Raw genomic sequence first — 24,660 nt, forward strand, 5'->3', positions numbered from 1 at the left:
TCATAATGGTTCACCTCCTAATCAAAAAAGTACTTAAATAGTATATCATATTTTTGGCAACAAAAAAAGACCTTCTTCAAATTTTTTGAAGAAAGTCTTAGTTTTTTAATTATAGACCTGAGTAGTTACAAATCTGAATTTGATATAGCTTAACTACCTAACTATTAATTTATTTAGGAAAGGGAGAGTGCAAATTCTTAAATTGCAAAACTCCCCCTTCTTTTTCTATTCTTCCAATTTTTTCTTTACATAATTTGGTAATACAAAACAAGCTCTTTGTATTTCTGTATTATAGTATTTTGTTTCTATTCCCAACTTATCCCAATTCTCAGTGCTACAATCCTTTATTGGATCATATTTCTTTGAAGCAAAACCAAATAACCAATGCCCAGAGGCATAAGTTGGCTGATGAAATTGATACACCTTAGCTATCGGAAAAATATGTTTTATTTTATCATGAGCTTTTTTCATCTCTGTAGCATATTTCTCATAATAAGGTGATTCGTGCTGATTTACTAAGATTCCATCCTCTTTTAAGATTCTAAAGCAATCTTCATAAAATTCCTTACTAAAAAGCCCCTCTCCAACTGAAATCGGATCAGTCGAATCAACTAATATCAAATCATATATTTTATCTTTACACTCTTTTACAAATTTTAATCCATCTTCAAAATAAAGTGTTACTCTCCCATCTGTCAGTTTATCTGCAGTAAAAGGAAGGAATTTCTGTGAAAGTCTAACTACTCTTTCATCTATCTCTACCATATCTATTCTCTCTATTGAAGAGTATCTAGTGAGCTCTCTTACTGTTCCACCATCTCCTCCACCTATTACCAAAACATTTTTTATATTTAAATTAGTGCACATAGGCACATGGGTTATCATCTCATGATAAGAAAACTCATCTTTCTCCGTTATCATAATAAGTCCATCTAATGTAAAAAATCTTCCATATTCATTAGATACAAAGAAATCTATTTTTTGAAAAGGAGTTTGCTCTGAATAAATGTGCTCTTTTACCTTTATAGAAAATTTTGTCTCATCTGACCAATTTTCACTATACCATAAATCTAACATACTTCCTCCTCTACTACCTCTGGCTTAAAAGTTATCTTTCCTAAATCTCTATGTGAAAAATTCCTAATCTTTTCAACCATTCCTCTTGGAACTTCAATTGACTCACTTCTATCAGCTTCAAATACATCCTCTAAAAATTTAAAAGCTGTCCAAGGATTTATCTTATCTCCACAAGTAAATACATCAACAGCAGCATATCCATACTCAGGCCAAGTGTGTATAGCTAAATGTGATTCTGAAATTATAACTGCTCCAGATACTCCATACGGGTTAAAATGATGAAATACAGATTGGACTATTGTAGCATTAGCCACCCTTGCTGCTTCATTCATTCTCTTTTCAATAATTTCAGGATTTTTCATTATCTCCTCATTACAGTTGTAAAATTCAATTAAAATATGTCTTCCAAGTGTTTCTAGTTTCAATTTTCCCTCCAATATACCAGTATAATTATAAATTAAATTTTAAAATTAATATATTTAACTTTGTAACAAAAAAATATATTTAAAATTAAATATATTAAACTAAGAATATAATATAATTTTTTTATGAATTTGTCAATTGATTTTTTAGATCAAATAGAATATACTATAATTACTCAATATAAAGGGAGATTTTAATATGAATATAGGAAAAAAAATAAAAAGATTGAGACAAGAAAAATATCTAACTCAAGATGAACTAGCGAGTCGTTGTGAATTATCAAAAGGATTTATTTCTCAAGTAGAAAGAGATTTAACTTCTCCATCTATTACAAATTTAGCTGATATTTTAGAGGGATTAGGAACAAATCTTAAGGATTTTTTTAGTGATGATACTGATGAAAAAATTGTTTTTAATCTTAATGATGCCTTTGAAGTTATTGACTCTAAAATGAAGTATAAAGTTGAATGGATTATTCCAAATGCTCAAAAAAATCAGATGGAACCTATTTTACTTACCTTAGAAGAGGGGGGAAGATATAAAGAAGAGATAGCCCATGATGGTCAAGAGTTTGGATATATACTTGAAGGAGAGATTAATATTCATTTAGGAGAAAATATTTTTAAAGCTAAAAAAGGTGAGTCTTTTTATTATAATTCAGGAAAAAATCACTATCTCTCTAATTCTGGAAAAGGAGTTGCTCAGATCCTTTGGGTTTCTACTCCACCATCTTTTTAATGTAATTGTAATAACTCTCAGCTACTCTTTGTTAAAAAAATTAGAAATTATTTCACATTATAATTGGTAGCTGAAAGTATTTACAATTTTATTTTATATTAATCTTGATTATTCCAACTCTCTACTAATTTATTTAATAATCTTTTTAAATCCTCTTTTTCCTCTTTTGAAAGTCCAGCATAAAGTCTTTCAGCTCTATTTTTACATCCACAGTTAGCTACTTTTTCTCTTCCTAATTCTGTTATTGATATAATAGCTTTTCTTTTATCCTCTTCCGATTTTGTTCTAACTATCATACCTTTTTCCTCTAATTTAGCCAATAACTCACTGATTGATCCAGATTGAATCTCTAAAATATCTTGTAGATCTTTTTGTGATATCTCACCTTGCTTTGCTAAAATTTTTAAAATTTTTCCTTGACCTCTTCCCTTATGATGAACTATATAGTGGTTACATTTTCTTATTAATTCTGATAATTCATCCATTGGTAGGTGCTCTCTATGCTTTCCACATCCACACCCATGTCCATGGTGATGACCATGATGATGTCCCTCTCCACTTCCACAACATCCTTTTTTCTCTTCTTTTTCCTCTGTATCACTAGATTTTAATATTTCGAAAAATCTGATACCTCTTCCACACATTAAAGCAGGGATATGACACCCTCTTCCACATTGGCTACAATTTGTTATTCCTTTTATATTATCCATAATACACCTTCTTTTCAAAATTTATCTTGGTACCTTGATATTATGATAGCATTTTATTTTTAATTTGTCAAGGTACCTTGATATTAAAAAAAGAGTATGAAACTACAAATAGCAATTTCATACCCTTGAAAATATTAATTAATCTAATTGAGCTAATATATCATCAGCTATATCAAAGTTTGCATAAACCTCTTGAACGTCATCTAAATCATCTAAAGCATCATAAAGAGCCATTACTTTTTTAGCTGTATCTAAATCAGTTATCTCTACTTTATTTTCTGGATTCATAGCTATCTCTGCCTCTTCATAGTTATATCCAGCTGCTTTTAAACTTTCTAATACATTTTGGAACTCTGTATAATCAGTAATTACTTCAAATACTCCATTTTCTTCAGAAACATCTTCTGCTCCAGCTTCTAAAGCTGCCATCATAAATTCATCTGCATCTATTCCTTCAGATTTTACTGTAATTACTCCTTGCTTTTTGAACATCCATGCAACAGCACCATCTGTACCTAAGTTTCCACCTTTTCTTGTGAAAGTCATTCTAAGTTCAGAAGCTGATCTGTTTTTATTATCTGTTACTACGTCAACTATAAAAGCTGTACCTACTGGTCCATATCCTTCATATCTCATCTCTATGAAGTCTACTCCTTCAAGCTCTCCTGTTCCTTTTTTGATTGCTCTTTCTAATATATCCTTAGGCATATTCCCAGCTTTTGCTTTCTCTATTGCAAGTCTTAATCTTGGGTTGAAACTAGGATCTCCTCCACCTTCTTTAGCTGCGATTGTTAACTCTCTACCAAATTTAGTGAATAATTTTGCTCTTTTTTTATCTTGAGCTCCTTTTCTGTGTTGGATATTTGCCCATTTACTATGTCCTGCCACAATAAACCTCCTAATTTTTTTCTTATATTAGATTTTAACATATTAACTAAGTTTTTTCAATACTTCTTAACTTTTAAAACCTCATTTTTAGTAATTAATATATTTACTTTCATATCATGTTCTTCACTCGGAACTTTTTCAACTAGTTGAATATCAAATATTGGAGCTATCTTTACAGAATTAGTATGCTGTATAAAAAGTTTGTCATAATACCCTTTTCCATATCCCAGCCTATTTCCATCTCTATCAAAAGCTAATCCAGGGGTTACTATCAAATCTAACTCACCCATATATATCTCCCCTATAGGCTCTCTTATTCCAAAGGCTCCTATTGAAAAACCAGTTCCATACTCTATCACTGATAATGTTCCGTCCTTCTCTACTCTTGGAAGATATAGTTTTTTACCATTTTTCAAAACTTCTTGATTAAAATTTTCAATCTCAATTTCACTTCCAAAATTCATAAAGGATAAAATTTTGTTAGCTTTCTTATATTCATCTAATTCTAATAACTTTTTACATATTAATATACTTTGAGATTTTCTTTCACTCTCTGGAAGAGAATTTCTAATTTGTTTTATACTTTTTCTTAATGCCTTTTTATCCATCTATCTTATCCAACTCTTGTTTCAAAATTTTTAAATCATTCCAAAATTCTAAAGCAGCCCTAGATTTTTTACCATCTTCATTCCTAGATTTTTTTACAAAATTCACATCATATGTAATGAAAAGTTTTATTCCACCAATCCATTCTAAAATCTTTCCTCTCTCTTCACCCAATTTTACATCTCTACCTAATAAGTTTTCAGCAACTTCAGCCCCTAAGGCAACTATTATCTTCGGTTTTATTAGGGCTATTTGCATATTTAATAGTTCCTTTAATTGCTCTTTCTCCTCATCCATAAACTCTGAAAACTTGCAATCTCTCTTAGCTAAAGTAGTAATATAGTAATTCTCTGGTTCTATACCTTCAATATCACAAAGTTTTATTAAAAACTCTCCACTCGAACTAGGTGCAACTTTTAAATCCTCATTTTGATATAAATCTGGGTCATCTCCTATAAAAAGTATCTTCCCCTCTCTATTTCCACTTCCTACAAGTACCTTTCTCTCTGCTGTATCCCCATATGTTTTTCCTAATATTCCTACTTCAAATTTTATCTCTTCCCAAAAATTATCTATCTCTTCCAACTTTGCACCTCCTATAATTCGAATAATTCAGTAGCCATATCCTGTCTAGCTAATTCGTACTCTACTCTTATTCTATTAGCTCTTAACTCCTGAGCTACAGTATCTCTTACAATATCTGGATTATTACTATCCTTACTTATATGAGCTAAATATATCTTTTTCAATTTTTCATTATACATCTCTTTAATAAATTTAGCTGCTTCATTATTTGATAAATGCCCATTTCTACTTTTAACTCTAGCCTTTAAATCCCAAGGATAACTACAATTCATAAGCATATTATAATCATAATTACTCTCTATTACCATTATATCTGCCTCTTTAAAGTTTTCTCTCACTATATTATTTACATACCCTATATCTGTAGATATAGCAGCTATTTTTCCATTTTGAGACTCAATCCTATAACCTACTGTTCTTTGAGCGTCATGCATCACATCAAAGGGCTTTATCAGCAAACTATCATTTATTATAAATTTCTTATTATCTATAATTTTTAAATTTTCGGTGGAAATCTTTCCAAGCTTAGCCTCTCCAGCTTTAAAACTCTCCTGAGTAATATAGATTGGTATATTATATTTTCTTGATATAATTCCAGCTCCCTGTATATGGTCAATATGCTCATGGGTAATTAAAATTCCATTTATATCCGAAAGTTCTCTTTGAATAGAATTTAATCTCTCCTCGATTTTTTTACAACTAAATCCTGCATCAATTAAAATTTTTCCATTTTCACTCTCTATGTATGTGGCATTTCCTCCACTTCCACTTCCAAGTATCGAAATTTTCATCTATTTTTCCCTTCTAAGACTATAAAATCTAAATATTATCAATATATAATTTATACCATAAAAAACAACTTTTGAGAATATTTTAATTTAGCTTGCTATCTTTAAAGCTAAAATATTTCTAGAAATTTTTTCTATTCTGTAGTATAACTTATAATGTAAAAATTTAAAATAATAAGATGTCTGATTTTTTAAAACTTTTACTATCAAATATATAAGGAGTTATAAAATATGTTCGGAACAATTGTTAATACTTTAGCTATAATAGCTGGTTGCTTAATAGGGGGATTTATAAAAAAAGGGATCCCTCAAAAATATGAAGAAGCTATGTTAAATGCTTGTGGTTTAGCTGCTTGTGGTATTGGATTTAGCTCAGTCATATCAAATATGAATAAAAGTGGATATCCGGTGCTTTTTATTGTCAGTTTAGTTATTGGATCTGTAATAGGAACAAAATTTGATTTAGATGATAAAATACAAACCCTTATAAAAAAATATGCTAAGGGAAATCTTGGAGAGGGAATTGTAACAGCAGCTCTTCTTTTCTGTATAGGCTCTCTTTCTATAGTCGGATCTGTAATGGCAGCCTTAAAAAGTGATTATACATTTTTATTTACTAATGCTTCTTTAGACTTTGTAGGTTCTGTAATATTCTCCTCTACCTATGGAATAGGATTAATTATTGTAGCACTTATTCTATTTTGTTGGCAAGGAAGTATCTACTTCCTTACTAAATATATTTGCCTAGATTTCTTTAGTGAAGAACTAATAGTGGAGCTTTGTATCGTTGGTGGTTTTTTAATTGTTGCAACAGGACTTGGAGTATTAAAAATTAAAAATATAAAAACTTTAAATCTTCTTCCAGCTCTATTGATACCTATTCTATTTTTTCTAATTAAAAGATTTTTATAAATTTGAAAATTAGCTAAAAATAAAATTCAAGAATGACAAAATTCTCTTTTCTTTGAATATAAGTCATTCTTGAATTATTTTAATTTCTTATTCCATCTTTTTTGTTAGCTTATTTATACAATCCCAGCTCATATAACCATGTTAATGTTTCTTTTTCCCAAGACTCCTCATTATGAGCTCCATCAACCATCATATGTGGAAATACTGTTACTCCTTTTTGAGAAAATATTCTTGTAACTATCATATTTTTTTCAGTTCCTACTGCTAATTGCTTTTTGGTATGAAATTCATGATTTCCCCAACTTATATAAGCCTTTGTTTTCTTATGAATTTTAAACTTTGAAATATCATCTACTAACTTTTTAAAAATATGATCATAAAAAGAAGATACACATATTCCCATTGAGAATATATCTGATCTTGCCGCTAATCCATATACAGACATCAGTCCTCCCATTGAACTACCACCTAAAGCTGTATACTCTCTTTCCGGTTTTGTAGGAAATTTTTCATCTATATATGGCTTTAATACATTACAAATCCACTCTATAGTAATCTTTCCTAGTCCTGTTACCTCTCCAAAAATCTTATCATTAAAAGAGTACGGAGAAAATTCACATAATCTCCTATTTCCTTCATGATTACATTCCAATCCAACAATTATAACTCTTTGTTTATGATTATCTAATACCTCTTTTATCCCCCATGATTTTCCATATGTAGCATCTGAATCGTAGAACAGATTATGTCCATCAAACATATATATTACCGGAAATTTTTCATTTAGTTGAATGTCATCTGGTAAATATATGTGAAGCATTCTATGAAGATTGAACGGTTCTATATATATTCTCTCTTTTAATACCATAACTAACTCCTACACTACAAATTTTAAAAAGTAAGGGAATTGTACTTTCCACCAAGGCCAATCATGGTCTACATCATATCCCCAAAAATCTATCCATACTGGAACTTGTAATCTATCAAATTCTACTTTTAAATCGGCAGTATCCTTGATACACTCTTCTTCCCATCTTCCTTGACCACAACATAGAATAATATCAGAATTTCTATATTTTCCTAAAACCTCATGATTCCAAGGTATATTTCTCATATAATCATTTGGAGAATTTTCATATATTGTTCCATTATTATAGTTTGGGAAGAAATATCCAGCATGGTATAGTCCACTTAAAGCTATCACTCCATTAAAAACATCTGGACGACGTAAGAAAAAGTTTAAAGCGTGATAAGCTCCCATACTACACCCAGTAGTCATAAATTGACAGTTATAATCTCCAGTTCTATCTCCATAAATCTGTCTAAATTTTGGTATAGCCTCATCCATTACATATTTGAACCATCTATCATGTTGAGCTATTCTATTTTCATAGTTTTCTCCTAATCTAGACCAAGACTCACCATCTATACTATCTACACAAAACAGCATAATCTTCCCTTGGTTTATATATTCAGTTGCTGCATCTACCATTCCAAAATTATAGAAATCATAAAACCTTCCATCTTGAGCTGGAAAAACAACTATTGGTCTTCCACCATGACCATATACTAAAAATTCCATCTCTCTTCCTAAGTTGTGACTGTAGTGTCTATAATGATTTACATGCATAAAACTCCCCCTAATATTACATTTTTTTTAAGTAAAAATCAATAAACTCTATAGCTTGATCTTGCTCTGGAAATCTAGCTGTCAACATATCATTTCCCATAGCTCCAGATAATACCTCTGGCATTCTCTCTTTCATTACAATATTGTTCCCATATTTACTCAATACACTATCTATACTATGAACATAATTATAACCATCTCTTCTAGCTGCATATACGCAACAATAAGGTCTTGATTCTTTATCAAAATACCCCTCATTATATGTTACCATATTTGCCCAAATTTGATATACATCTATATCATTAGCATAGTTCATCATATCTGGTGTATATCCTCCAGGTGGACGCATATTCACTTCTAAACCTATAATATCCCCTTTTTTCCCTAATCCTGGCTTATCTTCAAGTAACCTAAAAAATTCACAATGGAAAACTCTACTATTAGTATCAAAAGTTTGAACAACTTTTCTTCCAGCTTCTTTTAAATCTTCTGGAATCTCTCTATATGAGTAATACATTACATCCATTCCATTATTTACTATATCCATTATTGGTACTGGATATACATGAGCTGTTTCAAATATAATTTCTTTATCTCTTCCAGCTATTCCATCATAAGAGAGTAACTCACCATTTACAAACTCTTCCATGATATACTGTTCTTCTCCTAAATTATCATAGAAAAATTTCATCTCTTCTTCATTTTTTAATTTATAAGTAGCTGCTGCCCCTACCCCATTATCTGGCTTAACAACTACTGGAAATCCCACTGATTTTATAAACTTTTTCCCCTCTTCAAAAGTTGTTACTAAATGGTATCTAGCTGTTTTTACTCCAGCCTTCTTATAAAATTCCTTCATTTTGCTCTTGTATTTTATTCCAGCAATTTTATCATTTCTTAATCCTGAAGTAATATTAAAGTCTGTACGTAGTTGTGCATCACGTAGTAACCAATACTCGTTATTTGACTCTAACCAATCTATCTTTCCATATTTAAACGCAAAGTAAGCACAGGCTCTATACACCTCATCGTAATTTTCTAATGAAGATACTTTATAATACTCATTCAACGAACTTTTTAACTCATCACTTAAAAAGTCATATTCTGCATCTCCTATTCCTAAAGTATTAACTCCATTATTTTTTAATCCTCTACAAAAGTTCCAATAACTTTTTGGAAAATTTGGTGAAATAAAAATAAAATTCATAAAATCCCTCCCTATTATGTTTATGAATATTTAGTTATTAAGATACAATATATCACACTTATTTTATAAAGTAAAGTTAAATTTAACTTTAAATAAAATTATTAAGAGGTTATTACAAGTTCCCACTTATAATAACCTCTTTGTTATTTTATTAGCTTTTATTTAGCTACATTTTCAACCCTTGAAAATGATATCTTTCTTCCCTCTTTTCTCCAGTTAGCATATTCTGCAATACTTGTAAATAAAACATCTGTAGATGAGTTAAGTGCAGTTTCACAAGAGTCTTGAATAACTCCTATTATAAATCCTACTCCAACAACTTGCATTGCTATATCATTAGAGATACCAAATAGACTACATGCTAATGGAATAAGAAGTAATGACCCTCCAGCTACTCCAGAAGCTCCACAAGCACTTATAGCTGATAATATACTTAATAATATTGCCGAAAATATATCCACTTGTACTCCCAAAGTATGAGCTGCACTTAGAGCAAATACCGATATTGTAATAGCTGCTCCTGCCATATTTATTGTTGCTCCTAAAGGAATTGAAACTGAATATACATCTTTATCTAAACCTAATTCTTCACATAAACTCATATTTACTGGTATATTAGCCGCAGAACTTCTTGTAAAAAAAGCTGTAACTCCACTATATTTTAAACATTTCAATGTTAATGGATATGGGTTTTGTCTAATCATAACCCAAACTATAAGAGGATTTACAACAAAGGCTACGAAAGCCATACATCCAAGTAATAATAAAATTAACTTTCCATATGCCAATAAACTAGCTAATCCATTTGTACTTAATGAATTAAATATAAGTCCCATAATACCTATTGGAGCACACTCAATTACAGTTTTTACAACTTTTAAAATAACCTCTGATATATCAATTACAACACTCTTCGTATTTTCATTTCCCTCTCTCAAGAAAAATCCAAAAAGAATACTCCAGAAAAGAATTCCTATATAATTTCCTTTAATAAGAGCATTTACTGGATTATCTACTAAGTTCATTAGTAATCCTTTTAGTACTCCAACTATATTTCCAGGAGGAGCTATACTACTCTCACTGGCTTTTAATATAAGATCTACCGGAAAAATAAAACTTCCTATAACAGCTACAACAGCTGCTAAAAATGTTCCTAGTAAATATAACACTATTATTGATTGCATATTTGTCTTTTGTCCTTTCTTATGCTGAACAACAGCAGCTATAACCAAGAAAAAAACAAGTACTGGAGCAATAGCTTTTAAAGCACTTACAAATAAATCTCCAAATATTACAATTCCACTAGCTTTTTGTGGAGCTACTATAGCAAGAAATATTCCTATTACCATACCAACTAGTATTCTCTTTATTAAACTAATTTTAATCCATTTTTCATATAATTTTATCATAAAATCTCTCCTCTTATGTCTTCGTTTTAGAAACACGTGTCTTTATATAAGAAACAATATATCATAAACTTTTAATTTATGCAAGTAATTTTTATAAAAAAAAAGAGAATTATTTTTATATCATCATGATATTAGTAATAATCTCTTTTTTTATTTTATTTTTTATTATTTATTTTTCTTTTTTAGTTAAATTTTTCTTTAGCCAATCTTTTCCTTCAACCATTCTTGTAACTAACATTGCTGCGACTGTATCTCCGGTAGCATTTATCATCGTAGCTGGAGGATCTACTAAATATCCTATAGTAGCTATTATTGGAAAAGCTTCTGGTGGAAACCCATACATAGCAACTATCAACATCTCTCCTATTAGTCCTCCACCTGGTACTCCTGACATAACTACTCCACCTAAAATAGAAAGAAGTAAAGCACTTACATACGTTCCTACTCCTTCAAAAGGAATATTAAAAATTCCAAATAAAAAAGATATCTTTAATATTGAACTGAATACTGTTCCATCCATATGAGCTGTAGCTCCAATTGGTAAAACTATCTCTCTTATATCTTTGGGTACTCCTATCTTCCTAGCTGCCTCTAGGTTTACTGGTAAGGTAGCTATACTACTTTGAGTAGCTACAGAAGTAATAGCTGGAGAGATTAAGTTTTTCATACTCTTTACTCCCTCTTTTCCAGCTGCTATATATCCATAAATCGGAAACATTATCAGAAAATAAGCTAAGCAAAGTGGGTAATATATTATCATAGCTCTCGTATATGAACCTATTAATTCTTGTCCATACTCTCCTACTAATGCTGCAAAATAAGCTCCTAGTCCTATTGGAGCATAGTACATCAATAGATTTATCATCTTTAAAAATACTTCTGCTAAAGCCTCTAAACCATTAGCTATAATTTTTCCCTTCTCACCTATCATATTTATACAAAGTCCAAAAACAATAGAAAATAGTATTAATGGTAACATATTTTCTCTTGATATTAATTCTGGAAAATCTCTAACCGTAATAGCTTTTACAATTTGATCTCCTGTTTGAAAAGGTTTTAAAGTTTCATTTATAGAAAGATTCAGATTAACTCCTTGAGCTGGTGGAAATATATTTACTACTATAAGAATAATTATAGCTGCAATAAATCCTGTTGAAATGAATACTAATAGTAAGTTACTTAATATACTTTTCAATCTTCTCATATCACTCATACTTGAGATAGAACTACTTATTGTTGTAAAAACTAATGGTACAACTATTGTAAACATTCCATTTATAAATAAATCCCCCAATGGTTTCAAAACTTTTGCTTTTTCACCAAAATTAACTCCTATAAAACTTCCAACTACTATAGCTCCAATTAAAATTATTGAAAATCTATATGCTTTCCAAACTTCTTTTTTATCCATTATACTCTCCTATAATAAAAATTCTCCTGTACAGATGGTTTCAGCACTTCCCTTCATCAGAATATTATAGTTACTATCTAACTCGACAAAGACCTCTCCACCCTCTGTTATCATTTTTACTCTATTTCCATTTATTTTTCCTAATCTATGAGCTATTGCTGCTGCTGAACAACATCCTGTTCCACACCCCAATGTTCTTCCAGCCCCTCTTTCCCATGTTTTTATAATAATATTTTCATCATCTATTACTTGAATAAAATTCACATTTGTTTTTTTAGGAAATATATCTGTTCTATACTCTATAATCTTACCTAATTTATCTATATCATATCCCTTATAATCATCTACTAAGATCACAGTATGTGGTACTCCCATTAATACAGATGATATCTCAAGCTCTCTTCCTTCAACTTCTACTCTCTCCTCTAATACATGCTCCTTTGCTATATTACAAGGTATTACTTCCGGTCTGAAATCTACCTTTCCCATATCCACAGAGATATATTTTACCTTTCCATTTTCTATTGTTAAATTTATATACTTTATTCCAGCATCAGTTTCAACAGAGAATTGCTCTTTCTTTACAATACCATTATCATAGATAAACTTTGAGAAACATCTGATTCCATTTCCACACATCTCTCCTCTTGATCCATCAGAGTTGTAATAATTCATCTTTATATCTGCAACCTTACTCTCCTCACAAGTCATCATTCCATCAGCACCAATACCAAAATGTCTATCACATACTTTTTTAGCTGTGCTACTTAACTCTAACTCTCTATACTCTAAACCATTTATTAAAATGAAGTCATTTCCTGCTGCTTGTAACTTTGAAAATCTCATATTTTCCTTCCCTCTCTTCTCTCCATAATTAATAAACTCTATTAATCTTACTATAATATTTTAATAGAGTTTCTCTTTTTTTACTATTATTCAATTTTTTTATTTTTTCATTCATATTTTTTACAATTAAATTTATTAAATAAAGGATTTTTATTATATTTAATATTCATAATTATAGAATTACAACTCTATAGCTAAATCATTTTTTACTAAATCTTCAAAACTTTCTCTTCTAATTGCTAAAGAGCATTTACCATTTTTTACAAATACCACTGCTGGTCTCACTATCTTATTGTAATTACTTGACATTGAATATCCATAAGCTCCAGTTGTTGATACTAATAGTAAATCCCCTCTCTCTGCCTTAGGCAGAGTTTTCTCTTTTATAATCAGATCCCCTGATTCACAACACTTTCCAGCAACTGTTACTACCTCTTTTTCCTCTCCATCTAGTCTATTAGCAATAGTTGCTTCATATTCGGCTTGATATAGAGCTGGTCTTATATTATCTGTCATTCCACCATCTATAAACATATACTTTATTCCACCATATGTCTGCTTTACTCCTCCAACAGTATATAATGTACTTCCAGCATTTCCAACTATACTTCTTCCTGGTTCTATTGAAACTTTTTCTATGTCCAGATTATACTTTTCTAAACTCGCCTCCAAATGTTCTATCATACTTCTCATAAAGTTTTCAATATCTACCTCTACATCATTCTCTGTATAATAAACTCCAAATCCTCCTCCTAAATTTATCTCTGGTATCTTCACACCTAAAAGCTTAGATATTCTCTTTGTCTCTAATATCATTGTTTCAATCCCTTCATAAAAAGCCTTTGTATCAAATATTTGTGACCCTATATGGCAGTGAAATCCTAAAAATTCTATATTTTTATCTTTAACTATTTTTTCAACAATATCTACTATTTTTTCATCAAAAATTGATTCTCCAAACTTTGATGAGTGTTTAGATGTTTTTATATACTCATGAGTATGAGCATCTATCCCAATATTAATTCTCAACAAAGCTTTTATCTTTTTTTCTTTTCTTTTACAAACTTCAGATAGATTATCTATCTCTAATTCATTATCTATTATTATACTTCCAATTCCATACTCGACACACATCTCTAACTCATCTATAGATTTATTATTTCCATGCATATGTACCCTTTGCATATCAATTCCACTAGCCTTTATAGTATATAGCTCTCCACCTGATACTGCATCTATATCCATATCATATTTTTCTACTAATTGACACATTGCCTTTGCTAAAAAAGCCTTTGAAGCATAAACTATCTGTGTCTTGAATTTTTCACTTCTAAAGTTCTTTTTGTATTTTCTCATATTCTCTTCAACCAATTCTTGATCCATTATATATAATGGAGTTCCATACTTCTGTGCAAGTTCTGTTACTTTTACTCCTCCTATTGATAAAACTCCATTTTCATCTCTCATTGTTCCAAAAAATCTCATATTTTCCTCCAAGTTTTTTATGTATTTGATTCTATCTAACCAACTATTTTTATAAACTAAAAAGGATAGCTTTATTAAAAATTAATTTGAGTTAAAATACTCTCTTTAATTTTTAATATCTGCTATCCTTTTACTTTTTAAATAATTTTTTAATAAATAAAAAAATATATAATATTTATTATAATTAATTTATAATAGTATTAGATAGCTCTCCATTGAAATTTTCAATGACAGTAAAGCAGATCTTATCTGAATTACCAACAAAAATCCTTTGACCTTGATTTTCATTTCGGCAATCTCCCCTTTCATATCTCCTCAAAGTCTGTCAAACTCCGAGATACTACTTATGTCAATTGCACCTCTATCATTTTTGCTATTATATAACATATAATATTTCAAGTAAAATATATTTTATATATATATTATTTTACTTTTTATAAATATTTATTACTCTTCCTAGACTTTCACTCGCATATTCTATATTTTCTTTACCATTCAAAATTGCATTCTCTAAAGTTTCTACTCTCGGAAGTATTGGTAATATAGCCGTAAATCCATATTCATAAAGAAGATTTACATCACTTCCTATATTTCCTGCAAAGGCTATTACTGGAATATCATATCTTTGAGCAACTTTAGCTACTCCATATGGTGTTTTTCCAAATCTAGTTTGACCATCTATGCTTCCCTCTCCAGTTATAACTAAATTTGCTCCTTGAAGTTTCTCTTCTAGTTTGCTATACTCTATAACTATATCTATACCTTTTCTTAATTCTGCTGATAGAAAAGCCATTAATCCAGCTCCTAGTCCCCCTGCAGCTCCTGCTCCTGCTATATTTTCTATATCTACTCCTACATCTCTTCTAATTATTTCAGCATACTGTTTCAAATTGTTATCCAATATTTCTCTTTGTTCTTCATTAGCTCCCTTTTGTTTTCCAAAAATATGAGATGCTCCTGTAGGACCAGTCAATGGATTTTGTACATCACAAGCCACTATTATTTTTGTATTCTTCAATCTTTTATCTAAATTAGAAATATCTATTTTATCTAATTTAGATAAGGCTCCTCCACCAAATCCTATCTCTTTACCATCTATATCTAAAAGTTTTCCACCAAGAGCTTGTATCATACCTGCTCCTCCATCATTGGTTGCACTTCCTCCTATTCCTATTAAGATAGTCTCTACATTTCTATCTAAAGCCGCTTTTATTAACTCTCCTGTTCCATATGTAGTAGTTATCATAGCATCTCTTTTGTCTCTTGGAACTAATTCCAAACCACTTGCTGCTGCCATTTCTAAAACTGCTATTTTTTTATCTCCAAGTATTCCAAAACGTGCCTTTCTCTTTTCTCCTAATGGTCCAGTTACTTCTGTTATATAAAACTCTCCACCTGTTGCATCAACTAATGATTGAGTTGTTCCCTCTCCTCCATCTGCCATAGGAACTAACACACATTCTAAATTTGGAATAACCTTTCTCAATCCTTTTTCTATTGCTATACAACACTCATTTGCTGTCATACTCTCTTTAAATGAATCTGGTGCTAATACTATCTTCATCATACTCTCCCTCTTAGAATAATACTCCATAAATTATTGCTGATACAACTGCTAAACTAAGTCCAACTAATGATTCAAATGGTATTAATGCTAACCTCTCTTTCATCTCCATATTCACACTTCCACCTGTTGCATGGAAAAAACTTCCATGTGGTAAATGATCCAAAACAGTTGCTCCTGAATGTATCATTGCTGCAGCATTTACAGGTAATATTCCTAAACTTAATATTGTTGGTCCAAAAACTTGACTTGCAACAGCTGTTCCTGAAGTAGTTGAAGCAGTTGCTCCACTCATTAATATTCCAGATAGTGAAGCAAGTAAATATGCTGGTGCTCCTGTAGATGTTAAAAAATTTGTTAATACATCTTTCAATCCTGAATTTGCTATTATTCCTGATATAGTTCCAGTTCCTATTAATAAAATTGCTACTCCTACCATTTTCCCTAATCCAAATACACAGTAACTATTAAAGTATTTTATTTTTCCCATAGCTAGACATCCTATTAATCCACCTATAGGTAAAGCTACTAAAGGATCTATTGATATCCCAGCTACTGGTCTTAAAGCTAAAAGAAATATAGCAACAACTGGACCAATAATTGCACTTATAAAGCTTGGTCCTTCCTCTATCTTTTTATTACCTAAATCATCATCTGATATTTGGCTTCCCTTCTTAGAAAGAGCTTTAGCTATAATAACACTCACTATTATCCCAAATATAGCTGGAATAATTCCTGCTATCATAACTGAAGTTAAAGGAATATTAAAAGCATCCGCTGCTGCTATTGCATTAGGATTTGGAGACATTATATTTCCAGCTTTCCCTCCACCTACCATAGCTATTAAAACTCCTGTTCTTGAAAGATTTGTTCTCTTTGCTATTGCCATAGCAATTGGTGCTACAGTTATTACAGATACATCTATAAATACCCCTACCATTGTAAGTATCATAGTTGATAAAACTATAGCAATTATAGCTTTTGATTCTCCTAATTTTTCTATAATTGTTTCCGCAATTTTACTAGCTGCACCTGTTTCTATTAAAACTCCAGCCAAAACTCCAGCTGTAATTATCCTTAATATTGCAGGTATCATACCTTGAGCTCCTGTTATCATCAAAGAAACTGTCTCAGAGATATTAGCTCCTCCTACTAAACCACCTATAATTGATCCTAAAATTAATGAGTATGCTGGGTTTATCTTTTTTATAATTAGTATTATTGCTACTCCAAGCCCAACAACTGCTCCTAAAGCTGATATTGTTATCATTCTTTTCCTCCTTTTTTTATATATTTAGATTATTTTACATACATTATATTTATATATTATAAAATAAAAATATAAATAACAATATTATATAAAACAAATTTTTAAACATTTTATGCATTTTTATTTGTTATATATAACATTTTTTTATTTCAACATAAACCCTATTTTAATTTTGGTAAAATCTTCATATTTTCTCATATCTAAATTTATTTTATCTGAAAATTTATTTAATTTATATTGAAGTGTATTGATATGAATAAATAAAGCTTTCGCTATTTTTTGAAGAGATCCATTATTTTTTTCATACAGTAAAAATATTTCTTTAAGCTCTTGCAATTCTTTTTCTGTTAAATTTTTAAAAATTTTCTTTCTATATACTTTTACTAATTCCTCTGATATATTCATTACAATAAGTTCTAAGTCTAGTTCTCTATAAAAAGTAATTTTTTCTTTATTTTTAGTTCCCCATTCTAAGGCTTCTTTTCCCTCATAATATGAATCTTTTAGTGCTCCTATTTGAGTTTTTATCTCTCCTATTCCAAATATAATTTCTTCCTCTTTTTCAAATTCTGAAATAAAATCTTCTATTTTCTCTTTAGTTTTACAAAGTATCAATATTATCATCAAATTTTGATTGATCATCATATATCCATTATTTTTTTTACTTTTACTCTAACCTTTTCATAAAATTGTTTTACAAACTCTAATTCATATCTTTTTTTTAATTTTCCTACTATTACTACTCCACTTCTTATTGCTTCTAAAACTTCTAAATCTTTAGAAAAAATATTTGGATTATATAAATAATTATTTTGAAAAAGTAATCCCTCTAAAAATAACTTTTCTTTTTCATTTTCCTCTTCATTTTTCTTTAAAATATATGCCTCTTTTATCAAAATTTCTGACATTCTTTTTATAATTTGTCCATATTTTTCAACTTCGTTAGTTTCTCCAGAAATTCCAATTACTCCGATTAACTCCCCGTTAAATTTAAGTGGTAAATTTATCCCTTTTTTAGCTCCTATATATTCTTCATCTCTAGTAACTTTTACAATATCATTTTTTAATACTACCTGTTTCCCTCCTTCATGATAACTTCCTATTCTTTTATCATCTGTACTAGCAATTATTATTCCATTACTATCTATAAAATTCAAATCTTTCTCTATAATTTTTTTCATTTCAAAAACAATACTTTGTGCTATTTTTTTGATATCTCCATTATAATTAATTCCCCCACTAATTTCTTATAAATATATAAAAAACTACATCTATTACTTTAGATTATCTAAGTTTTAAGATGTAGTATAAATTTATCTATTCACTTTTATTTTAATAATTCTCAGGAAACATTATTCTCTCCACACCTTCAATTATAATGTGAAGTATCATCATATGTATCTCTTGTACTCTATCTGAAGTTTTACCTGGGATTATAAACTCATAATCACACATTCCTTTAAGTTTTCCTCCATCTTTACCTAACAGAACACATGTTTTCATTCCCATTGCTTTTGCTACTTCTACAGCTTTTATAACATTTGAAGAATTTCCACTTGTAGAGATACCGAAGAACATATCTCCCTCTTTTCCGTATGCTTCTACTCCTCTAGAGAAAATATAATCAAATCCATAATCATTTCCTACACATGTAATATGTGATGAATCTGAAATAGCTATAGCTGGTAATGCTCTTCTATCCCCTCTAAATCTACCTGTAAACTCTTCAGCAAAATGTAATGCATCACAGTTACTTCCACCATTTCCACATATTAAAACCTTATTTCCTTTTAAAAACGTATCTGCTAGTGCTTTAGCAACCTTTTCTGTTTCTCTTCTCTCCTCTTCCTCTTTTATAAAATTTTCTAAAAGAGTTAACTCAGTCTTATATGATCCCAATAAATTCATAAAAACCTCCTAAAATTGAATCTTATAATCTTGTATAAAATTAATGAATTTTATTATCTGTATCAAACTTTTCTTATCCTTTGTAATAACAGCTTGATATCCATCTTTTATATCATTAACCTTATATATTACTTTAAACTCTCCCTTTTCTATCTCCTTATGTGCAGCATAATAAGGTAAAATTACATTTCCAATCTCTTCTCTTACCATACCTTTTATTACTTCCAAGCTTCCATTTACATTTATTTTTGTATTAAAAGCTACTCTATATTTATCTTCAATAGCTGCTATTGCTTCATTATTATTAGGAATATTTTTTCTTGTTATTAGAGGATCTTTTGCAACACTTTCCATACTGTGATATTCCTTTGTACTTACAAGAACATATGGCATTTTCTCAATAGTTATCACTTCTAAATTTGGATCATTTATATGCTCTTCATCTATGATAAGTATATCTAAATCTCCCTCTTTTAAAAGTTTTAATAACCAATTTTTATCACCGATTGTAAGCTCATACTCTATCTCTTCATGTGCCTTTGAAAACCCTTTCATCAATCTAGGAATTAACGGTTCTCCTATCACTGAAGTTGCTCCTATTGAAATCTTAGCTCTATCTAGATCAATTATCCTTGCTATCTCTTTTTCTGCTCTTTTCACTTTATCAAAAATATCTTCTGCCATTTTATATAAAGCTTCACCAGTATATGTTAACTTTATCTTTTTTGAACTTCTATCAAAAAGTTTGGCATTTAATATCTCTTCAAATTTTTTAACTTGAATAGAGACAGCAGATTGGTTTATATATAATTTACTCGCAGCTTTTGTAAAACTCTTCTCTTTAGCTACTTCATAAAATATTTTTAGGTAATGTAAATCCAAAGCTACCAACTCCCCAAACTCAAAATTATATATATAATCAATGAAGATTATATAATATATTCTATCATAAAATCTCTTTAAAGTATAATAATTTATTAAATTACACCCTCATTTTATATCTTATTCTATTACATTAAAATGTTTTAATGCATTTAAAACCCCATCATTATCTACCGATGTTGTAACATAGTCAGCTATCTCTTTTACATCCTCATTAGCATTTCCCATTGCAATACCTATTCCTGCTATCATAAGCATTGTTTTATCGTTTCCACCATCACCAAAAGCCATTATCTCATCTTTTTTATAGCCATAATACTCCATTATTTTTTGAATAGCTACATGTTTTCCACCACCAGCTGGAATTACATCAATAAATGTTGGACTCCATCTTGTTGCTTCACAATTAGGTAAAACCTTCATAACCTCTGCTTCAAATTCTACAGGAATATATGGATTTAATTGAAATACCTTTCCATCTTTTGCTCTCTCTATATCCTCAATTGGAGGCAATGGTACATTTACACTTTTTAAAAGATTTACTACTACATCATCAATATAGTTCATATAGGTATCTCTATCCTCTACAAAGGCACATGGAAATCTATTTTCTTTTAAAAATTCTAAAAGAGCTACAATATCCTCTCTACAAATATTATTTTCATATATAACTTTTCTATCCTTTGTAAAGCAATACTGTCCATTCAATGTTACAAATCCATCAAAATCTATCTCATGAACATTATTCCCTTCAGTAAGAATTGAAGCATGTCTTCCAGTTGCTACAAATACCTTTATTCCTTTTGCTTGTAATTTTTTTATAGCTTCTAATGTACTTTGAGGAACTCTATGAGTTTTAAAACTAACTAATGTTCCATCTACATCAAAAAATACAGCTTTTATCATAATCCCTCCACTATTTTTAAAAATTTGGGCTGCTGCAAATTTTAAATTGCAACAGCCCCTTTATTAATCTTTATTCTTTTTAAATATTCTAACAATATTTGAATAATTTTTAGATTCTATAAAGTTCCTTTATATTGTATCCTATTGAAAGTTCTTTAAATTTTCAGTTAATTTATCCATCTTATCTTGATACTCTTTTTGAATTCTTCTTTCTCTTTCTAAGATATGAGCTGGAGCTTTAGAAGTAAATCTCTCATCTGCTAATTTAGCATTTACTTTATCTAGATCTTTTTGAACTTTTTCTATTTGCTCTGTAATTTTCTTAATTTCAGCTTCCACATTTAAAAGTCCAGTAAGTATCATATATACTTCTGAATTTCCAGTTACTCTAAATCCACTTTGATCTGGTTTAGCAACATCTTTACCATAAGTCATCTCTTCTATTTTAGCTAACTTTGTGATAAATAGATAGTTATCCTCTAAAGTTTTTAATTCATTTTCATCAGAAGTTTTTATAACTACTTTTACCTCTTTAGCTGGAGATATTCCCATTTCAGCTTTTATATTTCTTAGAGAAGATATTACTCCTTGAATATATTTGAACGAGTTTACTACTTCAGTGTTAATTTGTGTTTCATCAACAACTGGGAATTGAGATAACATTATTGTTTCTCCCTCTACTTTTATCTTTTGCCAAATTTCCTCTGTTATAAATGGCATAAATGGGTGTAGAAGTTTTAATCCAGCTTCTAATACTGTCCATAACACATATTGTGCTGTTAATTTAGACTCTTTTCCAGACTCCTCATTGTTATATAGTCTTACTTTTGCAAGCTCTACATACCAGTCACAGAAATCTCCTCTTAAGAACTCATATACAGCTTTAGCTGCATCATCAAGTTGGAATTTATCAAGATTTGCATGAACCTCTTTAGTTGTTTCATTTAATCTTGAGAATATCCATTTATCCACTAATTCAAGTTTTAACTCATCTTTATTTACAGATTTTACATCAAATCCTTCTAAGTTCATTATAACGAATCTAGCAACGTTCCAAATTTTATTTCCAAAGTTTCTTCCCATTTCTAAAAGTTTTTCAGAGAAGTGAACATCTTGTCCTTGAGAAGTATTATAGATCATTGAGAATCTTATTGCATCTGCTCCATACTCTTCTATTAAGTTTAATGGATCTGGAGAGTTTCCTAAAGATTTAGACATCTTTCTTCCAATTTCATCTCTAACTATTCCATGGAAGAACACATTTTTAAATGGAATCTCCTTCATTTCATATAATCCGAACATTATCATTCTAGCTACCCAGAAGAATATGATATCTGCTCCTGTTACTAGTGTTGATGTTGGATAGAAAGTTTCAAGCTCTTTTGTTTTTTCAGGCCAACCCATAGTTGAAAATGGCCATAATGCTGATGAGAACCAAGTATCTAATACATCTTCCTCTTGTACTAATTCTACATCTTTTCCATAGTGAGCTTTTGCTTGACCATATGCTTCCTCTTCTGACATAGCTACAAACATATGATTATCTGGTCCATACCATGCAGGTATTCTGTGTCCCCACCATAATTGTCTAGAGATACACCAGTCTCTTATATTTTCTAACCAGTTAAAATATATTTTTTCCATTCTTTTTGGTATGATTTTTATCTCACCAGTTCTTACTACTTCTAAAGCTTTTTTAGCTAATGGTTCCATCTTTACAAACCATTGCTTAGAAACTCTTGGTTCAACAACAGTTGAACATCTATAACAGTGCCCTACATTGTGTTTTATATTTTCTATCTTTACAAGAACTCCACTCTCTTCTAACTCTTTAACTATTACTTTTCTAGCTTCAAATCTATCCATTCCAGCATATTTAGGATAGTCATCAACTATATTTCCTTCTGGAGTAAGCATATTTATGATAGGTAGGTCATATTTTTTACCTAAGTTGAAGTCATTTGGGTCATGAGCTGGAGTTATTTTTAAAGCTCCTGTACCAAATTCCATCTCTACATACTCATCTGCTATTACTGGAATCTCTCTTCCTACTAATGGAAGAATTAATTTTTTACCAACTAGGTGTTTATATCTTTCATCTTCAGGATGTACTGCTACAGCTACGTCAGCAAGCATAGTTTCAGGTCTTGATGTAGCTATTATAATATACTCATCAGAATCTTTTACTGGATATTTTAAATGCCATAGATTTCCATCTTTTTCAGCGTGGTCAACTTCATCATCAGCTAGAGCTGTTCCACATCTAGGACACCAGTTTACCATGTATTCCCCTTGATAAATTAATCCATCATTGTATAGGTCAACAAATATTTTTCTAACTGCTTTAGAAAGTCCTTCGTCCATAGTAAATCTTTCTCTATCCCAATCTAGAGAAGCTCCTATTTTTCTAAGTTGGTTAGTGATTATTCCACCATATTTTTCTTTCCATTTCCAAGTCTCTTCTAAGAACTTTTCTCTTCCTAAATCCTCTTTTGATATCCCTTGTTCAGCTAGCATTCTTTCAACTTTGTTTTGAGTTGCTATACCAGCATGGTCACATCCAGGTACCCAAAGAGTGTTAAATCCACACATTCTCTTATATCTTATTAACGTATCTTGTATTGAGTTATCTAATATGTGCCCCATATGAAGGATTCCAGTTACATTTGGAGGAGGTATAACTATTGAATAGCTCTCTTTCCCTTCTTCCATTTTCCCAGCAAAATACTTAGAATCTTCCCATATTTTGTACCATTTAGACTCTATCTCTCTAGGAGAATATGTCTTATTTAACTCTTCCATCTATGCCTCCTCTTTTATCTCCTCTTTAATAAGAAGAGAATCTATATAATTTAAAATCTCATCTTTTCCTATATCATTAAGTGATGAGTGGAAAAACACATCATCATTGTGAAATTCCACTTTTTTTCTTATATCTTTTAAACATCTAAACTTTTCATTATTAGATACTTTGTCCATTTTCGTAAAGATTATCTTGAATGGTATATCATGATGATCTAACCAAACAAGCATTTCCATATCCTCTTCACTTGGAACTCTTCTTATATCTAATAGAACAAAAACAAGTTTTTTTCTATCACTTGCTACATATCTTTCCATTGTTTTTCCCCATTCAGCCTTCATCTCTTTGGGTACTTTTGCAAATCCATATCCAGGTAAATCAACTATATAAAACTCATTATTTACTTTGAAATAGTTTATAAGTTGTGTTCTTCCTGGTGTCTTACTTGTTTTTGCAAGTTTTTTTCTTCCAGTTATACTATTTATAAGAGAAGATTTCCCTACATTTGAACGACCTACAAAAGCAAACTCCATATTATTAAGTTCCATTGGATAATCTTTCTCATAAACTGCAGATTTTACAAATTCAGCTTGTTTTATCTTCATAATCTCT

25 protein-coding genes are annotated in these 24,660 nt (G+C 30.0%); 2 read left to right on the forward strand and 23 right to left on the reverse strand.

Annotated features, from left to right (window positions below):
- Positions 1-225: 225 nt before the first annotated feature.
- Together speE and speD are read right to left on the reverse strand one after the other, a co-directional pair.
- Complete coding sequence (gene speE / locus IAA47_06880; GenBank protein MBU3842686.1) at positions 226-1,077, reverse strand: polyamine aminopropyltransferase; 852 nt, start codon at positions 1,075-1,077, stop codon at positions 226-228.
- Positions 1,071-1,502: an adenosylmethionine decarboxylase gene (gene speD, locus IAA47_06885; protein ID MBU3842687.1), complete on the reverse strand. Its 432-nt coding sequence runs from the start codon at positions 1,500-1,502 to the stop codon at positions 1,071-1,073. The genes speE and speD overlap by 7 nt, the downstream gene beginning before the upstream one ends.
- Positions 1,503-1,698: 196 nt before the next feature.
- Here speD and IAA47_06890 point away from each other — a divergent pair, with 196 nt between their 5' ends.
- Positions 1,699-2,238, forward strand: coding sequence for an XRE family transcriptional regulator (locus IAA47_06890; GenBank protein MBU3842688.1), 540 nt, complete (start codon positions 1,699-1,701; stop codon positions 2,236-2,238).
- A gap of 98 nt (positions 2,239-2,336) precedes the next feature.
- Here IAA47_06890 and IAA47_06895 read toward each other — a convergent pair whose 3' ends face one another.
- The 5 genes from IAA47_06895 to IAA47_06915 form a co-directional block, all read right to left on the reverse strand.
- On the reverse strand, positions 2,337-2,948 hold the full coding sequence (locus IAA47_06895) for a MarR family transcriptional regulator (protein ID MBU3842689.1): 612 nt from the start codon (positions 2,946-2,948) through the stop codon (positions 2,337-2,339).
- Positions 2,949-3,086: 138 nt separating this feature from the next.
- Positions 3,087-3,836 (reverse strand): YebC/PmpR family DNA-binding transcriptional regulator, encoded by a 750-nt coding sequence (locus IAA47_06900; protein ID MBU3842690.1) that lies wholly within the window; start codon positions 3,834-3,836, stop codon positions 3,087-3,089.
- 56 nt (positions 3,837-3,892) lie between these two features.
- Positions 3,893-4,444: a 5-formyltetrahydrofolate cyclo-ligase gene (locus IAA47_06905; protein ID MBU3842691.1), complete on the reverse strand. Its 552-nt coding sequence runs from the start codon at positions 4,442-4,444 to the stop codon at positions 3,893-3,895.
- The gene (locus tag IAA47_06910; GenBank protein ID MBU3842692.1) at positions 4,437-5,027 is read right to left on the reverse strand and encodes a uracil-DNA glycosylase; all 591 of its coding nucleotides are present in this window, start codon (positions 5,025-5,027) and stop codon (positions 4,437-4,439) included. Before IAA47_06910 ends, IAA47_06905 begins: the two co-directional genes overlap by 8 nt.
- Positions 5,028-5,038: 11 nt before the next feature.
- Positions 5,039-5,818, reverse strand: coding sequence for an MBL fold metallo-hydrolase (locus IAA47_06915; GenBank protein ID MBU3842693.1), 780 nt, complete (start codon positions 5,816-5,818; stop codon positions 5,039-5,041).
- A 228-nt stretch (positions 5,819-6,046) separates the two neighbouring features.
- Here IAA47_06915 and IAA47_06920 point away from each other — a divergent pair, with 228 nt between their 5' ends.
- Entirely contained in the window at positions 6,047-6,727 is a 681-nt protein-coding gene (locus tag IAA47_06920; protein ID MBU3842694.1) for a DUF554 domain-containing protein, read from the forward strand.
- Positions 6,728-6,836: 109 nt separating this feature from the next.
- On the opposite strand, the gene IAA47_06925 is transcribed toward IAA47_06920, so the two are convergent.
- The 16 genes from IAA47_06925 to yihA all read right to left on the reverse strand — a co-directional run bounded on the left by IAA47_06925 (position 6,837) and on the right by yihA (position 24,653).
- Positions 6,837-7,595, reverse strand: a complete 759-nt coding sequence (locus tag IAA47_06925) for a prolyl oligopeptidase family serine peptidase (GenBank protein ID MBU3842695.1) — start codon at positions 7,593-7,595, stop codon at positions 6,837-6,839.
- A 9-nt stretch (positions 7,596-7,604) separates the two neighbouring features.
- Positions 7,605-8,357, reverse strand: a complete 753-nt coding sequence (locus IAA47_06930) for an esterase (protein MBU3842696.1) — start codon at positions 8,355-8,357, stop codon at positions 7,605-7,607.
- A gap of 16 nt (positions 8,358-8,373) precedes the next feature.
- Positions 8,374-9,564 carry an ATP-grasp domain-containing protein gene (locus tag IAA47_06935; protein ID MBU3842697.1) on the reverse strand — a complete coding sequence of 397 codons (1,191 nt, stop codon included), beginning with the start codon at positions 9,562-9,564 and terminating at the stop codon, positions 8,374-8,376.
- A 158-nt stretch (positions 9,565-9,722) separates the two neighbouring features.
- Positions 9,723-10,973 (reverse strand): serine/threonine transporter SstT, encoded by a 1,251-nt coding sequence (sstT, locus tag IAA47_06940; protein MBU3842698.1) that lies wholly within the window; start codon positions 10,971-10,973, stop codon positions 9,723-9,725.
- A 169-nt stretch (positions 10,974-11,142) separates the two neighbouring features.
- The gene (locus tag IAA47_06945) at positions 11,143-12,384 is read right to left on the reverse strand and encodes a dicarboxylate/amino acid:cation symporter (protein ID MBU3842699.1); all 1,242 of its coding nucleotides are present in this window, start codon (positions 12,382-12,384) and stop codon (positions 11,143-11,145) included.
- A 9-nt stretch (positions 12,385-12,393) separates the two neighbouring features.
- On the reverse strand, positions 12,394-13,230 hold the full coding sequence (gene dapF / locus IAA47_06950) for a diaminopimelate epimerase (GenBank protein ID MBU3842700.1): 837 nt from the start codon (positions 13,228-13,230) through the stop codon (positions 12,394-12,396).
- Between the two features lie 180 nt (positions 13,231-13,410).
- Complete coding sequence (lysA, locus tag IAA47_06955) at positions 13,411-14,715, reverse strand: diaminopimelate decarboxylase (protein MBU3842701.1); 1,305 nt, start codon at positions 14,713-14,715, stop codon at positions 13,411-13,413.
- Between the two features lie 427 nt (positions 14,716-15,142).
- The gene (locus tag IAA47_06960) at positions 15,143-16,279 is read right to left on the reverse strand and encodes a glycerate kinase (protein ID MBU3842702.1); all 1,137 of its coding nucleotides are present in this window, start codon (positions 16,277-16,279) and stop codon (positions 15,143-15,145) included.
- A 13-nt stretch (positions 16,280-16,292) separates the two neighbouring features.
- Complete coding sequence (locus IAA47_06965) at positions 16,293-17,549, reverse strand: GntP family permease (protein MBU3842703.1); 1,257 nt, start codon at positions 17,547-17,549, stop codon at positions 16,293-16,295.
- 144 nt (positions 17,550-17,693) lie between these two features.
- Entirely contained in the window at positions 17,694-18,191 is a 498-nt protein-coding gene (locus IAA47_06970; protein MBU3842704.1) for a helix-turn-helix domain-containing protein, read from the reverse strand.
- A complete protein-coding gene (locus IAA47_06975) occupies positions 18,191-18,730 on the reverse strand; it encodes a hypothetical protein (protein ID MBU3842705.1) in 540 nt (179 codons plus the stop codon). The genes IAA47_06970 and IAA47_06975 overlap by 1 nt, the downstream gene beginning before the upstream one ends.
- Before the next feature lie 151 nt (positions 18,731-18,881).
- Positions 18,882-19,457, reverse strand: coding sequence for a D-sedoheptulose 7-phosphate isomerase (gene gmhA / locus IAA47_06980; protein MBU3842706.1), 576 nt, complete (start codon positions 19,455-19,457; stop codon positions 18,882-18,884).
- A gap of 9 nt (positions 19,458-19,466) precedes the next feature.
- Positions 19,467-20,339: a LysR family transcriptional regulator gene (locus tag IAA47_06985; protein ID MBU3842707.1), complete on the reverse strand. Its 873-nt coding sequence runs from the start codon at positions 20,337-20,339 to the stop codon at positions 19,467-19,469.
- 120 nt (positions 20,340-20,459) lie between these two features.
- Positions 20,460-21,245 carry a Cof-type HAD-IIB family hydrolase gene (locus tag IAA47_06990; protein MBU3842708.1) on the reverse strand — a complete coding sequence of 262 codons (786 nt, stop codon included), beginning with the start codon at positions 21,243-21,245 and terminating at the stop codon, positions 20,460-20,462.
- Positions 21,246-21,386: 141 nt separating this feature from the next.
- Positions 21,387-24,047 carry a valine--tRNA ligase gene (locus IAA47_06995; protein ID MBU3842709.1) on the reverse strand — a complete coding sequence of 887 codons (2,661 nt, stop codon included), beginning with the start codon at positions 24,045-24,047 and terminating at the stop codon, positions 21,387-21,389.
- On the reverse strand, positions 24,048-24,653 hold the full coding sequence (yihA, locus tag IAA47_07000; protein MBU3842710.1) for a ribosome biogenesis GTP-binding protein YihA/YsxC: 606 nt from the start codon (positions 24,651-24,653) through the stop codon (positions 24,048-24,050). It lies immediately after the preceding gene.
- Positions 24,654-24,660: the final 7 nt, after the last annotated feature.

This window comes from Candidatus Fusobacterium pullicola (assembly GCA_018883725.1).
GTDB lineage: Bacteria > Fusobacteriota > Fusobacteriia > Fusobacteriales > Fusobacteriaceae > Fusobacterium_A > Fusobacterium_A pullicola.

Bases quoted from the DNA above. Each gene is read 5' to 3' on its own strand.
- IAA47_06920 (MBU3842694.1), top strand. From the start codon at position 6,047: ATGTTCGGAACAATTGTTAATACTTTAGCTATAATAGCTGGTTGCTTA.
- IAA47_06890 (MBU3842688.1), top strand. From the start codon at position 1,699: ATGAATATAGGAAAAAAAATAAAAAGATTGAGACAAGAAAAATATCTA.
- gmhA (MBU3842706.1), bottom strand. From the start codon at position 19,457: ATGAATTTATTGGGATCATATAAGACTGAGTTAACTCTTTTAGAAAAT.
- IAA47_06990 (MBU3842708.1), bottom strand. From the start codon at position 21,245: ATGATAAAAGCTGTATTTTTTGATGTAGATGGAACATTAGTTAGTTTT.
- lysA (MBU3842701.1), bottom strand. From the start codon at position 14,715: ATGAGATTTTTTGGAACAATGAGAGATGAAAATGGAGTTTTATCAATA.
- IAA47_06965 (MBU3842703.1), bottom strand. From the start codon at position 17,549: ATGATAACAATATCAGCTTTAGGAGCAGTTGTTGGGCTTGGAGTAGCA.
- sstT (MBU3842698.1), bottom strand. From the start codon at position 10,973: ATGATAAAATTATATGAAAAATGGATTAAAATTAGTTTAATAAAGAGA.
- IAA47_06925 (MBU3842695.1), bottom strand. From the start codon at position 7,595: ATGGTATTAAAAGAGAGAATATATATAGAACCGTTCAATCTTCATAGA.
- IAA47_06895 (MBU3842689.1), bottom strand. From the start codon at position 2,948: ATGGATAATATAAAAGGAATAACAAATTGTAGCCAATGTGGAAGAGGG.
- yihA (MBU3842710.1), bottom strand. From the start codon at position 24,653: ATGAAGATAAAACAAGCTGAATTTGTAAAATCTGCAGTTTATGAGAAA.
- IAA47_06995 (MBU3842709.1), bottom strand. From the start codon at position 24,047: ATGGAAGAGTTAAATAAGACATATTCTCCTAGAGAGATAGAGTCTAAA.
- IAA47_06945 (MBU3842699.1), bottom strand. From the start codon at position 12,384: ATGGATAAAAAAGAAGTTTGGAAAGCATATAGATTTTCAATAATTTTA.
- IAA47_06930 (MBU3842696.1), bottom strand. From the start codon at position 8,357: ATGCATGTAAATCATTATAGACACTACAGTCACAACTTAGGAAGAGAG.
- IAA47_06975 (MBU3842705.1), bottom strand. From the start codon at position 18,730: ATGAAAAAAATTATAGAGAAAGATTTGAATTTTATAGATAGTAATGGA.
- IAA47_06905 (MBU3842691.1), bottom strand. From the start codon at position 4,444: ATGGATAAAAAGGCATTAAGAAAAAGTATAAAACAAATTAGAAATTCT.
- IAA47_06915 (MBU3842693.1), bottom strand. From the start codon at position 5,818: ATGAAAATTTCGATACTTGGAAGTGGAAGTGGAGGAAATGCCACATAC.
- IAA47_06970 (MBU3842704.1), bottom strand. From the start codon at position 18,191: ATGATCAATCAAAATTTGATGATAATATTGATACTTTGTAAAACTAAA.
- dapF (MBU3842700.1), bottom strand. From the start codon at position 13,230: ATGAGATTTTCAAAGTTACAAGCAGCAGGAAATGACTTCATTTTAATA.
- speE (MBU3842686.1), bottom strand. From the start codon at position 1,077: ATGTTAGATTTATGGTATAGTGAAAATTGGTCAGATGAGACAAAATTT.
- IAA47_06960 (MBU3842702.1), bottom strand. From the start codon at position 16,279: ATGAAGATAGTATTAGCACCAGATTCATTTAAAGAGAGTATGACAGCA.
- IAA47_06935 (MBU3842697.1), bottom strand. From the start codon at position 9,564: ATGAATTTTATTTTTATTTCACCAAATTTTCCAAAAAGTTATTGGAAC.